Origin of the sequence: Mycobacterium colombiense (assembly GCF_001672755.1) — a bacterium.
GTDB lineage: Bacteria > Actinomycetota > Actinomycetes > Mycobacteriales > Mycobacteriaceae > Mycobacterium > Mycobacterium colombiense_C.
In genome coordinates this window covers 1-12,152 of sequence record NZ_LZKI01000084.1, presented here as the reverse complement: position 1 = coordinate 12,152, position 12,152 = coordinate 1, and the positions used below count along the sequence as shown (strand labels likewise).

The 12,152-nt window shown below is 67.9% G+C and carries 13 protein-coding genes; 9 read left to right on the top strand and 4 right to left on the bottom strand.

The annotated features are described in order from the left end of the window. On the top strand, nucleotides 1-498 hold a 498-nt coding region (locus A5708_RS13200), incomplete at its 5' end, for a TilS substrate-binding domain-containing protein (protein WP_196772624.1). 50 nt (nucleotides 499-548) lie between these two features. Then, nucleotides 549-1,160 (top strand): hypoxanthine phosphoribosyltransferase, encoded by a 612-nt coding sequence (hpt, locus tag A5708_RS13195; RefSeq protein ID WP_065029063.1) that lies wholly within the window; start codon nucleotides 549-551, stop codon nucleotides 1,158-1,160. A 129-nt stretch (nucleotides 1,161-1,289) separates the two neighbouring features. Here hpt and A5708_RS13190 read toward each other — a convergent pair whose 3' ends face one another. Continuing rightward, the gene (locus tag A5708_RS13190) at nucleotides 1,290-2,027 is read right to left on the bottom strand and encodes an SIMPL domain-containing protein (RefSeq protein ID WP_065029062.1); all 738 of its coding nucleotides are present in this window, start codon (nucleotides 2,025-2,027) and stop codon (nucleotides 1,290-1,292) included. Between the two features lie 415 nt (nucleotides 2,028-2,442). Here A5708_RS13190 and A5708_RS13185 point away from each other — a divergent pair, with 415 nt between their 5' ends. Beyond that, entirely contained in the window at nucleotides 2,443-2,742 is a 300-nt protein-coding gene (locus A5708_RS13185) for a PE family protein (RefSeq protein ID WP_065029061.1), read from the top strand. An 11-nt stretch (nucleotides 2,743-2,753) separates the two neighbouring features. After that, the gene (locus tag A5708_RS13180; protein ID WP_065029060.1) at nucleotides 2,754-3,998 is read left to right on the top strand and encodes a PPE family protein; all 1,245 of its coding nucleotides are present in this window, start codon (nucleotides 2,754-2,756) and stop codon (nucleotides 3,996-3,998) included. Between the two features lie 43 nt (nucleotides 3,999-4,041). On the opposite strand, the gene A5708_RS13175 is transcribed toward A5708_RS13180, so the two are convergent. The 3 genes from A5708_RS13175 to A5708_RS13165 are packed head-to-tail and all read right to left on the bottom strand — an operon-like array spanning nucleotide 4,042 to nucleotide 7,201. After that, nucleotides 4,042-5,055, bottom strand: coding sequence for a zinc-binding dehydrogenase (locus tag A5708_RS13175; protein WP_065029059.1), 1,014 nt, complete (start codon nucleotides 5,053-5,055; stop codon nucleotides 4,042-4,044). Continuing rightward, nucleotides 5,055-6,242, bottom strand: a complete 1,188-nt coding sequence (locus A5708_RS13170) for an LLM class flavin-dependent oxidoreductase (protein WP_065029058.1) — start codon at nucleotides 6,240-6,242, stop codon at nucleotides 5,055-5,057. The genes A5708_RS13175 and A5708_RS13170 overlap by 1 nt, the downstream gene beginning before the upstream one ends. Then, on the bottom strand, nucleotides 6,239-7,201 hold the full coding sequence (locus A5708_RS13165; RefSeq protein WP_155766001.1) for an alpha/beta fold hydrolase: 963 nt from the start codon (nucleotides 7,199-7,201) through the stop codon (nucleotides 6,239-6,241). The genes A5708_RS13170 and A5708_RS13165 overlap by 4 nt, the downstream gene beginning before the upstream one ends. Nucleotides 7,202-7,308: 107 nt before the next feature. On the opposite strand from A5708_RS13165, the gene A5708_RS13160 reads away from it, so the two are divergent. The 5 genes from A5708_RS13160 to folB all read left to right on the top strand — a co-directional run. Continuing rightward, nucleotides 7,309-7,722 (top strand): VOC family protein, encoded by a 414-nt coding sequence (locus A5708_RS13160; RefSeq protein WP_065029057.1) that lies wholly within the window; start codon nucleotides 7,309-7,311, stop codon nucleotides 7,720-7,722. Between the two features lie 195 nt (nucleotides 7,723-7,917). Further along, nucleotides 7,918-10,356, top strand: a complete 2,439-nt coding sequence (gene ftsH, locus A5708_RS13155) for an ATP-dependent zinc metalloprotease FtsH (RefSeq protein ID WP_065029056.1) — start codon at nucleotides 7,918-7,920, stop codon at nucleotides 10,354-10,356. Between the two features lie 16 nt (nucleotides 10,357-10,372). Then, the gene (gene folE / locus A5708_RS13150) at nucleotides 10,373-10,975 is read left to right on the top strand and encodes a GTP cyclohydrolase I FolE (RefSeq protein ID WP_065029055.1); all 603 of its coding nucleotides are present in this window, start codon (nucleotides 10,373-10,375) and stop codon (nucleotides 10,973-10,975) included. Beyond that, nucleotides 10,972-11,823 (top strand): dihydropteroate synthase, encoded by an 852-nt coding sequence (gene folP, locus A5708_RS13145; RefSeq protein ID WP_155766000.1) that lies wholly within the window; start codon nucleotides 10,972-10,974, stop codon nucleotides 11,821-11,823. Before folE ends, folP begins: the two co-directional genes overlap by 4 nt. Beyond that, nucleotides 11,816-12,152: dihydroneopterin aldolase (gene folB, locus A5708_RS13140; RefSeq protein WP_065029064.1), on the top strand; the 337-nt coding region annotated here is incomplete at its 3' end. The genes folP and folB, both read left to right, overlap by 8 nt.

Genomic DNA, 12,152 nt, shown 5'->3' with positions numbered 1-12,152 from the left:
CGGCGCGCCGCCACCCACGCGGCGTGCGCGGAGCTGGGGCTGACCCCTTGGCAGGATCCGCACAACGCCGACCGCCGCTTCACCCGAACCCGGCTGCGCACCGAGGTGCTGCCGCTGCTGGAGGACGTCCTCGGCGGTGGCGTGGCCGAGGCGCTGGCCCGCACCGCGACGTCGTTGCGCGAGGACTCCGAGCTGCTCGACGCGCAAGCGGCCCGGGCGTTGCCCGGGGCCAAGGCGGACTCCGGCCTGGGGGTGCAGGCGCTGGCGACGCTGGCCGGCCCGGTGCGGCGCCGGGTGATCCGGGCCTGGTTGTTGGCCGGCGGCGCAACGAACCTGACCGACAGGCAGATTCGTGGGGTGGACGCCCTGGTCACCGGATGGCACGGGCAGGGCGGAGTGGCGGTCGGGTCGTCGCAGCCCGACGAGCGATTGTTCGCGGGCCGCCGCGACGGCGTGCTGACGCTGTGGCGCGAGCCGGTCGGCAAACCGATCCATTAGCCGCAATACCGGGGCTGCCGTTGGTTATTCGCCCGCCGTCGTGGCACTCTGTGGGCGTGGCCCAGATCTCCTCGGCGATCACCCCAGCCCAACCCGGGGAGCTGTACCCCGGGGATATCAAGTCTGTCCTGCTGACGTCGGCGCAAATTCAGGCGCGAATCGGCGAACTCGGCCGCGAAATCGGCGAGAGCTACCGCGACGCCGCGAACGAGACCGGACAGGACCTGCTGCTGATAACGGTGCTCAAAGGCGCTGTGATCTTTGTCACCGACCTGGCCCGCGCGATTCCGCTGCCCACCCAGTTCGAATTCATGGCCGTCAGCTCCTACGGGTCGTCGACGTCCTCCTCGGGCGTGGTGCGGATTCTCAAGGACCTGGACCGCGATATCGAGGGCCGCGACGTGCTGATCGTCGAGGACGTCGTCGACTCCGGCCTGACGCTGTCCTGGCTGTTGCGCAACCTCAAGACGCGCCACCCGCGTTCGCTGCGGGTGTGCACGCTGCTGCGCAAGCCCGACGCGCAGGGCGCGCACGTCGACATCGCCTACGTGGGTTTCGACATCCCCAACGATTTCGTCGTCGGCTACGGCCTCGATTACGACGAGCGCTACCGCGACCTGTCCTACATCGGCACCCTGGACCCCAGGGTCTACCAGCAGTAGATCCCCCGATTCGTCGGGCTCAGCCCAGCTGCGGCGACCCGCTGCGCCCGGCTACGCCGCGCTTGCGATCGCCGCTGGTCCGACGGCGGCGACCCGCTGCGCCCGGCTACGCCGCGCTTGCGATCGCCGCTAGCCCAGCTCCCACACCGCGGTCACCGAGAAGTTCACGGTCTGCTGGCCGGGCTCCAGCGGAACCATCGAGGGCATGGCCCGCGGCGCCCCGGCCGGCGACGGGGTGTTACCGGTGGCTTCCGAGATGGACAGCACCCGGCCCAGCCGCAGCCCGGACAGCTGGGCGTACTGATCGGCGCGGTTCTTGGCGTCGTTGAAGGCCCGCGACCGGGCGTCCTTCACCAGCTGCGAATCATCGGCGATGGAATAGCGGACGGACTTGATCCGGGTGGCGTCACCGCCCGTGCCGACGATGAGGGCCAGCAGGCGCGACGCGGCATCCGTCGGGTGGATCTTGACCGCAATGGCGTTGGTGGCGCGATACGCCGTGATGGCGGCGGTACCGCTGGGTTCGGGGTTGTTGTATTCCGGCGACAGCGTGACCTCGGTGGTGCTGATGTCCTTGCGGTCGATGCCGGCGCCGGTCAGCGCATTGATGACCGCCTGTTGACGGTCGTTGGTCTGGTTCATCGCCGTGGTGACGTCGGGTGCGGTGAATTCGATGCCGACGTCGGCGGTCAGGGTGTCCGGGACGCCCTGCACCTGACCGGTGCCCACGACCGTGACCTGACGGGGGTTGGCCCCGGGCGGCGGCGCGTTTTTGTCGCATGCCGAGATCGTGGCGATCGCCAGGCCGGCCGCGGCCACGGCGATCGACCGGCGGGTGAACTTCCAGGCGTTGGTTGCGACCGGCATGCCTGGCACCCTAGCCGCTGGGCCGCCGCCGGTGGGAGCGATCTTCGCCGCAATGTGCGGCGGCATTGCCGATGGCGCGGCCGACGCCACCGGGTGGGTCAGCCATCGATGCCAACAACCTTGCGCGACAACGGAATTAACCTCACGGTAGCAGCCGGCAAAGTCAGATTGCCGCTACGGCCGGTTCATATAAGTTCATATTGTCCTCCAATCATATTGGTTCGTAATCATTTTCATGCCAGATCCAAATGTCGCAGCATTTCCGACCAGCTAAGTGAACAGTTCCCGTCTCGGTCATGAATTGGCGACTCTCGGGCTGTCATCTCCGGACCTGCCTGCCCTAACGTGTCCAGGCGTCCGACTCGGTACGACATTTCGCGCCGAGAGCTATTGATTTGGAAGGGTTTTGAGCGACATGTCTTTCTTGATGGCGCAGCCGGAAATATTGGGCGCTGCCGCCCGCGAGCTGCATCGAATCAATGCGTCCGTGCGGGAGGGAAGTTCAGCGGTGGCAACCACCACGACCGGCGTGGCGCCCGCCGCAGCCGATGCGGTCTCGATTTTGACCGCGCAACGGTTCTGCCGGCACGGCCAGCTCTTCCAGGAGATCAGTGCGCAGGCTGCGGTCGTCCGTGAGCAGTTGGCGACAATGCTTGGCATCGGCGCCGGTTCGTACGCCGCCACGGAGATCGCCAACACCGCCGCGGTCGGTTAGGCAACGACACCATGCTGGACTTCGCGCAGTTGCCGCCGGAGATCAACTCCGCGCTGATGTATTCCGGACCTGGCTCGGCGCCCCTGCTGGCCGCCGCGGCGGCCTGGGACGGTTTGGCCGCCGAGCTGGATTCGGCAGCATCCGCCTATGGGTCGGTGATCGCGGGCCTCACCGAAGGACCGTGGCAGGGGCCGGCCTCATCGGCGATGCTGACCGCGGCTGTTCCGCAAGTGACGTGGTTGCGCGGCACGGGCGGGCAGCTGGAACAGGCCGCCCTGCAAGCGGTGGCGGCGGCGGGCGCCTACGAGTCGGCGTTCGCCGAAACGGTGCCCCCACCGGTGATAGCGGCGAACCGGGCGTTGCTGATGGAGTTGCTGGCGACGAACTTCCTTGGTCAGAACACCCCGGCTATCGCCATTGCCGAGGCGCATTACGGCGAGATGTGGGCCCAAGACGCTGCCGCGATGTACGCATACGCCGGCACGTCGGCCGCCGCATCGACGTTGCCGCCGTTCGAGCCGGCCGAATCCGTTACCGACCGGGCCGGCGCCGCCCGTCAGGCTGCCGCGGTCGCCCGAGCGGCAGGCACCAGTGGAAGTGAGAGTGCGCAGGCGCTCGACGAGGTGCCCCAGACGCTGTCGGCGCCGGCCGGGTCGACGAACAATCCCACGTCGTCCGCCAATCCCATGCTTTCCCTGGGCGGGATCATCCTGAATCCCGAAGGCGATGGCCTGGTGGTGGGCGGCCCGTTGGGTGATCTGCTGGAGGGCCTGACCGGATCGCAAACTTTGGATGCCAGCACACCTTTCGACGCGTTCATCCGATTGATCTCTCCAACGCGGCTGTTCACCACCTCGTTCAAAGACATCCAAGGAATCGCTCAGGGCATGATGCCGGCCGCTAAGTCGGCCGCCGAGGGCGTCGCCAAGGCCACGGAATCCGTCGCTCCCGCAGCGATTTCGGGCGCCGGCCTGGGATCGATGGCCGCGATTGGCGGAGCCGTCGGGAAGGCGGCCTCGGTCGGTGGCCTATCGGTGCCGGCGGCCTGGGCGAGCGCGGCCCCGACGGCACCCTCGGTCGCCGTGGCACTCAATGCCGCCACTGGTGCGGGTGCGGTTGAGCGGGCCACCAATGCGGTGGGTGGGGTGCCGATGATGCCTGCCGGCGGGGCCGGACGCAGCGCAGGCGCCCATTTCGTCACTCCCCGTTACGGTTTCAAGCCAACCGTCATCGCGCAACCCCCGGCGGGAGGCTGAGTCGAAGACCGAGCCTGTGGCTACAGCCGCGTCGACCGACAACCTAGGGCGTGACGAGGATCTTGCAGTGCCGCTCGGGGTCGGCGAGGTCGTCGAACGCCGTGCCGACCGCGTCGAGGCCGACCTCGCCGGTGATCAGTGGGCCGACGTCGATGTCGCCCTCGGCCAGGGCGCGCAGCGAGTCGCCGAACTCCTCGGGCGTGTAGGCGAGTACGAATTGAACGTTGATCTCCTTGGCGATCGCGAAGAACGGGTGCACGGTGTCGGGTTGCATGCACACGCCGGCGACCACCAGGCGGGTGCCGGGCCGCGCCCGAAGGAGTACGTCGTCGATGATGCCGGGCACGCCGACCGCCTCGAACACCACCGCGGGCTTGACGGTGTCGAAGGGTGAGCCCTGCGCCGGATCCAGCGTCTGGTCGGCTCCCATCGCGGTGGCCAGCTCCCGCCGCTTCGGCGAAAAATCTGCTGCCACAACGGGTTCCACGCCCTTCGCCCGCAGGGCGGCGATGATAGCAATCCCGATCGGGCCGCAGCCGAGCACCAGGGCCGTCTCGCCGGGCGCGATATTGGACTTGTTGACCGCGTGCAGCCCCACCGCCATCGGCTCGGTGAGGGAGGCGTGCTTGAAGTCCAGGCCGTTGGGGATGGGCAGCAGCAGCGGCGCCGACAGCAGCATCCGCTCGGCGTAGCCGCCGACCGTGCTGTTGCTGTAGACGATCGGCTCGGCGCCCTTGGCGGACAACAACACCGGCAACGAGGTGACCAGGGTGCCCGGCGGATGGGTGTCCGTGCCGGGGCCGGCTTCGAGTATCTCGGCGCTGAATTCGTGACCCATGAAGATGTCGTGGTCGAGGTCGACGTGCATGGCGCCCGACCCGCCGGCCACCCGATCGGTCATCGCCAGCACCTGCGCGCCGTGGGCGGCGAAATGCAAGTCGGAGCCACAGATTCCGCACGCGCGCACGCCCACCAGCACCTGGCCCGCTTCGGGTATCGGGTCGGGCACGTCGTCCCGATAGACCATGCGGCCGTCCCGCAACACCGCCGCGCGCATCAGTGCACCGCGTCTTTCTGCTCGTCGACGTGCTCGGTGATGGCTTTGACGACGGCCTCGCCGGCCCGGCCGATCAGCTGGTCGCGCTTGCCCTTGGCCCAGTCGTGCGACGAGCGGGGCGCTTCGAGCTGTCGTTTGAAGTGGGGAATCACCTTGCGCGCCATCAGGTCATAGCTGTGGTACGTCGCCTGCGGCGAGGCCCAGTCGTGGCCGAGCATCAGCAGGGTGCCGAAGCCGCCCGAGCGGTCGAGCAGGTCCTCGATATGGGCGATGGCGTCCTCGGGCGTGCCGATGCAGCAATTACCCTTGGCCGCATAGTCGGCGACGAACTCGTGCGGTGTCTGGGCGCCCTCCACGGTGTTGGCCAGCGGCACAAAGCCGGCGGCACCAAAGTAATTCGCGAAATCCTGCAGCCCGTAGGTGCAGTCGTCGATGGCCTGCTCGCGGCTGTCCGCGATGTGCATGATGCTCAGCACGCGCCAGTCGCCCCGGTCCGGCTCGTCGCGCCCCACCTTCGCGGCCTGCTCGCGGACCACATCCCAGGTGGTTTCCAGCGCCGCGTAACCGCCGGGCACCGACATCGACAACGACAGCAGCGAGGTGCCGAGCGCGCCGGCCAGCCGCGGTCCCGACGGCGAAATCATTGCCGCCGTGGATATTTCGGGGTAAGGCCAGGTGTAGGGCCGGATGTGCAACTGGGCGTCACGCAGGGTGAACCAATCCGAGTGCCGGTCGATGCGCTCGGTGGGTGCGGCGCGGAACAGCGCCAGGATCGCCTCGAGGGATTCCTGCATCATCCGGCGCTGCTCGATGGGGTCGATGCCCATCATGTAGGCGTCCGACGGCAGCGCGCCGGGCCCGGTACCGAACATCACCCGGCCGCGGGTCAGGTGATCGAGCAGCACCCACCGGTCGGCCACCATCAGCGGATGGTGGTAGGGCAGCGACACCACGCCGGTGCCCAGCCGGATGTGCTTGGTCCGCTCCGCCGCGGCCGCGATGAAGACTTCCGGGCAGGCGATCAGCTCGTAGCCGCCGGAGTGGTGTTCGCCGAACCACGCCTCGTCGAATCCGAGCCGATCCAGGGCGACGACGCGTTCCATGTCGTATTCCAGTGCCACCGTTGGGGATTGGCCGACGGGGTGAAACGGGGTGATAAAGACACCGAAGCGCAGGGGCGCGCTCATTGCAGCTCCAATCCGTTGAGGAATTCCAGTAAGGCCGCATTCACCTCGTCGGGGCGCTCCTGCTGCAGCCAATGCCCGGCGCCGTCGATCATCACCTGTCGGTACGGGCCGGAGATCGCGTCGGCGGCGCGATCGGTGCGGGTGAAGGACAGGACGGGATCGGCCGTACCGCCGATGAACAAACATGGGACCGATATCTTCACGCCGTCGAGCTCGGGAGTGGTCTCCCAGTTGCGGTCGAAGTTGCGATACCAATTCAGGCCGCCGGTGAAGCCGGTCCGGGTGAACTCGGCGATGTAGTGGTCGAGCTCGTCCTGGCTTATCCAGTCCGGCAGTCCGTCGGGTTCGGGTAGCCGCTCGATGAAGCCTTCCGGACCGGGGGTGGCCATCCGCACCAGCGCATCCTTGCCGTCGGCTCGCAGGCTGCCCATCATGCGTCGCATCACCCGGGTGGGATCGGCGTTCAATTCGGCGTCGGCGACGCCGGGCTGCTGGAAGTACAGGATGTAAAAGAAGTTCTCGCCGAACATTTTGCGCCAGGCCTTCGTCGGCGCCACGTGCGGGCGCGGCGTCACCGGCACGCTCATCGCCGCGACGGCCGCGACCCGGTCCGGGTGCAGCAGCGGCGCGTTCCACACCACTGCGGCACCCCAGTCGTGCCCGACCCACACGGCGCGCTGCGCGCCGACGTCGTCGAGCAGGCCGACCAGGTCGGCGGTCAGCTGATGAATGTCGTAGGCGTCGACGGCGTCCGGACGGTCCGAACCGCCGTAGCCGCGCTGATCGGGCGCCAGCACGTGGTAACCGGCGTCGGCGAGGACGGGTATCTGGTGACGCCAGGAGTAGGCGAGTTCGGGAAAGCCGTGCGCCAGGAGCACCACCGGTGCGCCGCGGTCGCCCGCTTCGATCACCCGTAGCCGCGCACCATTGGTCTCTACTAACCGTTCGGTTGGGGGCACCGTCTCACCAAAGCACAACGGTTGCTGCCTGAGAAGGCCCGAATCCGTCTCGCTCGCCCGCGCCGGGTCGGCGATCAAAAAGGCGTACGGCGGGAATACTCGATTCGATGCGCTTGGACCACGTGGTGCTCTGGACGACGAACCCGCGGGCGTCGATGGATTTCTACACCCGCGTCGTCGGGCTGGAACCGGTCCGCTTCGCCGAATTCGAAGCCGGCGACGCGCCGTTCCCGAGCGTGCGAGTTTGTGCGGACTCCATCATCGACTTGATGCCCACCGAAGGCATTTCGACGACCGAGACTTTGACGCGCATCCAAGGCAGCGCCGGCCATCCGGTGAATCACGTCTGCCTGGCGCTGTCGAAGGCCGAATATGACGCGTTGGACCGGCGGCTTCAGGCCGAGGGCGTGGACACCAGCGCGCGGCTGAACCGGAGCTTTGGCGCCCGCGGGTGGGCGCCGCAGGGGTACTACTTCGCCGATCCGGACGGAAACGTGATCGAGGCCCGGTATTACGACTAGCCGGGAACTGCCGGTCGTTAACTGATAGAGACGGTGGCGAGCGCTCTGCCGGAGCTGGCGATCGCCGCGGAGCAGATGGCGGCGACCCGCTGCGCCCCGGCTCTGCCGGAGCTGGCGATCGCCGCTAGCGGTAGCCTGGACTTTTTCAGCTGCGTGTATATCGGGGAAGGACCTGGCCGCTAAGGCCGATGATTGATGAACCGGAAAAACGTGATTCGCACCATCACGGCAATCGCTGTCGTGGTGCTGCTCGGTTGGTCGTTCTTCTACTTCAGCGACGACACCCGCGGCTATAAGCCCGTCGACACATCCGTGGCGATGTCCCAGATCAACGGCGACAACGTCAAAAGCGCGCAAATCGACGACCGCGAACAGCAACTGCGATTGACCCTGAAGAAGGGCAACGGTGACACCGACAATTCCGACAAGGTCATCACCAAGTTTCCCAGCGGCTACGCGGTCGACCTGTTCAACGCGCTGAGCGCCAAGAACGCGAAGGTCAGCACGGTCGTCAACCAGGGCAGCATCCTGGGCGAACTGCTGGTCTACGTCCTGCCGCTACTGCTGCTGGTGGGTCTGTTCGTGATGTTCTCCCGCATGCAGGGTGGCGCCCGGATGGGCTTCGGCTTCGGCAAGTCGCGCGCCAAACAGCTCTCCAAAGACATGCCCAAGACCACGTTCGCCGACGTCGCCGGCGTCGACGAGGCGGTCGAGGAGCTCTACGAGATCAAGGACTTCCTGCAGAACCCCGGCCGCTATCAGGCGCTGGGCGCCAAGATCCCCAAGGGCGTCCTGCTCTACGGCCCACCGGGAACCGGTAAGACGCTGCTGGCCCGCGCGGTCGCCGGGGAGGCCGGTGTCCCGTTCTTCACGATCTCGGGCTCCGACTTCGTCGAGATGTTCGTCGGCGTCGGCGCGTCCCGCGTCCGCGACCTGTTCGATCAGGCCAAGCAGAACAACCCCTGCATCATCTTCGTCGACGAGATCGACGCCGTGGGCCGCCAGCGCGGCGCCGGCCTCGGCGGCGGGCACGACGAGCGCGAGCAGACGCTGAACCAGTTGCTGGTCGAGATGGACGGATTCGACCCGCGGGCCGGCGTCATCCTGATCGCCGCCACCAACCGGCCGGACATCCTGGACCCGGCGCTGCTGCGCCCCGGCCGCTTCGATCGGCAGATCCCGGTGTCCAACCCGGACCTGGCGGGTCGCAAAGCGGTGCTGGAGGTGCACTCCAAGGGCAAGCCGATCGGCCCGGACGCCGACCTCGCCGGGCTGGCCAAGCGCACCGTCGGCATGACCGGCGCCGACCTGGCCAACGTCATCAACGAGGCCGCGCTGCTGACCGCCCGCGAAAACGGCACCGTCATCACCAGCGCCGCGCTGGAAGAAGCGGTGGACCGGGTGATCGGCGGGCCGCGCCGCAAGGGCCGGATCATCAGCGAGCAGGAAAAGAAGATCACCGCCTACCACGAGGGCGGACACACCCTGGCGGCCTGGGCGATGCCCGACATCGAGCCCATCTACAAGGTGACGATCCTGGCGCGTGGGCGTACCGGCGGCCACGCGGTGGCGGTGCCGGAGGAAGACAAGGGCCTGCGGACCCGCTCGGAGATGATCGCGCAGTTGGTGTTCGCGATGGGCGGACGCGCCGCCGAGGAACTGGTCTTCCGCGAGCCGACGACCGGCGCGGTTTCCGACATCGAGCAGGCCACCAAGATCGCTCGCGCGATGGTGACCGAATTCGGGATGAGCTCCAAACTCGGTGCGGTCAAATACGGTTCGGAGCACGGCGACCCATTCCTGGGCCGCACCATGGGGACGCAGGCGGACTACTCACACGAGGTCGCCCGCGACATCGATGACGAGATCCGCAAGTTGATCGAGGCCGCCCACACCGAGGCGTGGGAGATCCTCACCGAATACCGCGACATACTCGACACTTTGGCCGGCCAGCTGCTGGAAAAGGAAACCCTGCACCGGGCCGAGCTGGAGGCCATCTTCTCCGGAGTCGAAAAACGGCCCAGGCTAACCATGTTCGACGACTTCGGCGGCCGCATTCCGTCGGACAAGCCGCCGATCAAGACACCCGGCGAGCTGGCCATCGAGCGCGGCGAGCCCTGGCCGCCGCCGACCCCCGAGCCGGCCTTCAAGGCGGCCATCGCGCGGGCCAGCGAAGCCGCCGCCGCGGCCCGGGTAGAGGCCGATCGAAACGCCAACGGCGGCAACGGTTCTCACGGCGCTCAGGGCAGCGGCAATCGTCAGGGAGACCAGCAGGGGCCCACCCAACCGGACTACGGCGCCCCGGCCGGCTGGCGCGCGCCCGGATGGCCGCCGCAGCAACAGCAGCCGACCTACTGGCACCCGCCCGCGCAGCCCGGACAGCAGCAGCCCTACTGGCAGCAGCCCGCCCGCGGCTACCCGGGCCCGCAGGGGTATCCCGGGCCGCAGGGCCACCCGGGCGGTCAGCAAAGTTATCCGGGTCAGCAGGGCGCCGCGGGTCACCCCGGTCAGGCGCGTCCCGCCTACCCGCCGTATCCGCCGTATCCGCCGCCCGGCCAACCCGCCCCGGAGGGCGGCACGCCCGACCGGCAGGATGACGACGTAAGCCGGTCCAACCCGCCGGCTCACGGCTGAGCAAACGGAGGATTCGATGGCGTTGCCGGATACCGCGATGCCCACGACGCGGGTGTTCGATCAGGAGCGCGCCGAGGCTGCGGTCCGCGAGTTGCTGCACGCGATCGGCGAAGATCCCGACCGGAACGGTTTGCGGGAAACTCCCGCGCGCGTCGCGCGCGCCTACCGCGAGATGTTCGCCGGGCTCTACACCGATCCCGACAGCGTGCTGAACACCATGTTCGACGAGGACCACGACGAACTGGTCCTGGTCAAGGAAATCCCGCTGTACTCCACGTGTGAGCACCACCTGGTGGCGTTCCACGGCGTGGCCCACGTCGGCTACATCCCCGGCAACGACGGCAGGGTCACCGGCCTGTCGAAGATCGCGCGACTGGTCGACCTGTATTCCAAGCGGCCCCAGGTGCAGGAGCGGCTCACCAGCCAGATCGCCGACGCCCTGGTGAAAAAGCTCAATCCGCGCGGCGTGATCGTCGTGGTCGAGGCCGAGCACCTGTGCATGGCGATGCGCGGCGTCCGCAAGCCTGGAGCGGTCACCACCACCTCCGCGGTGCGCGGCCTGTTCAAAACCAACGCAGCTTCTCGAGCCGAGGCGCTCGACCTGATCCTGCGTAAGTGAGCCTGGCGCCTGTGCAGGTAATGGGAGTTCTGAACGTTACTGACGATTCGTTCTCCGACGGCGGCCGCTATCTCGACCCCGACAAGGCAGTGGCGCAGGGTTTGGCCCTGGTCGCCGACGGCGCCGACATCATCGACGTCGGGGGAGAGTCCACCCGGCCCGGCGCCACGCGGATCGATCCTCACGTCGAGACATCCCGGGTCGTTCCCGTCGTCAAAGAACTTGCGGCACAGGGCATCACAATAAGCATCGACACCATGCACGCCGCCGTTGCGCGGGCGGCGCTCTGCGCCGGAGCGCGGATCGTCAACGACGTGTCCGGCGGCCGCGCCGATCCCGCGATGGCGCCGCTGCTGGCCGATGCGAAAGTGCCCTGGGTGCTGATGCATTGGCGTTCGGTGTCGGCCGAGCGGCCGCACGCGGCGCCGCATTACCGCGACGTGGTCGCCGAGGTGCGCGACGAGCTGCTGGCCGGTGTCGACGCCGCGGTGTCCGCCGGCGTCGAGCCCGGCCAGCTGATGATCGATCCCGGATTGGGATTCGCCAAGACGGGACAACACAATTGGGCGTTGCTGCATGCCCTGCCGCAGTTGGTGGCCACCGGCATCCCGGTGCTCCTGGGTGCATCGCGCAAACGGTTCCTCGGTACGTTGTTAGCCGGGGCCGACGGTTCACCGCGACCGCCCGACGGACGTGAGACGGCCACCGCGGTGGTGTCCGCACTGGCCGCACTGCACGGGGCCTGGGGGGTGCGTGTGCATGATGTGCGGGCCACGGTCGATGCCCTCAAGGTCGTAGCGGCCTGGACCGACGGGTCACACACGGAACTGGCTGGAGACAATGGCTGATCGAATTGAATTGCGCGGATTGAAGGTTCGCGGACAACACGGGGTTTTCGACCACGAGCGCGCCACCGGTCAGGACTTCGTCGTCGACATCACGGTGTGGATCGACCTCGCCGGCGCCGCCGCCAGCGACGAACTGGCTGACACCTACGACTACGGCGCGCTGGCCCAATTGGCCGCCGACGTGGTGGCCGGCCCCGCGCGCAATCTGATCGAAACCGTCGGGGCCCAGATCGCCGACCAGGTGATGGACGACGAACGGGTGCACGCCGTCGAGGTGGTGGTGCACAAGCCGCAGGCCCCGATCCCGCAGCAGTTCGCCGACGTGGCGG

What these genes read in the sequence shown, in the direction of transcription:
- A5708_RS13175 (WP_065029059.1), bottom strand. Translation starts at nt 5,055, where the DNA reads ATGCGCGCGGCGGTGTTGCGGGACGGCCGCATGGTCTATCGGGACGAC.
- A5708_RS13190 (WP_065029062.1), bottom strand. Translation starts at nt 2,027, where the DNA reads ATGCCGGTCGCAACCAACGCCTGGAAGTTCACCCGCCGGTCGATCGCC.
- A5708_RS13185 (WP_065029061.1), top strand. Translation starts at nt 2,443, where the DNA reads ATGTCTTTCTTGATGGCGCAGCCGGAAATATTGGGCGCTGCCGCCCGC.
- A5708_RS13180 (WP_065029060.1), top strand. Translation starts at nt 2,754, where the DNA reads ATGCTGGACTTCGCGCAGTTGCCGCCGGAGATCAACTCCGCGCTGATG.
- folE (WP_065029055.1), top strand. Translation starts at nt 10,373, where the DNA reads ATGGCGTTGCCGGATACCGCGATGCCCACGACGCGGGTGTTCGATCAG.
- A5708_RS13170 (WP_065029058.1), bottom strand. Translation starts at nt 6,242, where the DNA reads ATGAGCGCGCCCCTGCGCTTCGGTGTCTTTATCACCCCGTTTCACCCC.
- ftsH (WP_065029056.1), top strand. Translation starts at nt 7,918, where the DNA reads ATGAACCGGAAAAACGTGATTCGCACCATCACGGCAATCGCTGTCGTG.
- A5708_RS13160 (WP_065029057.1), top strand. Translation starts at nt 7,309, where the DNA reads ATGCGCTTGGACCACGTGGTGCTCTGGACGACGAACCCGCGGGCGTCG.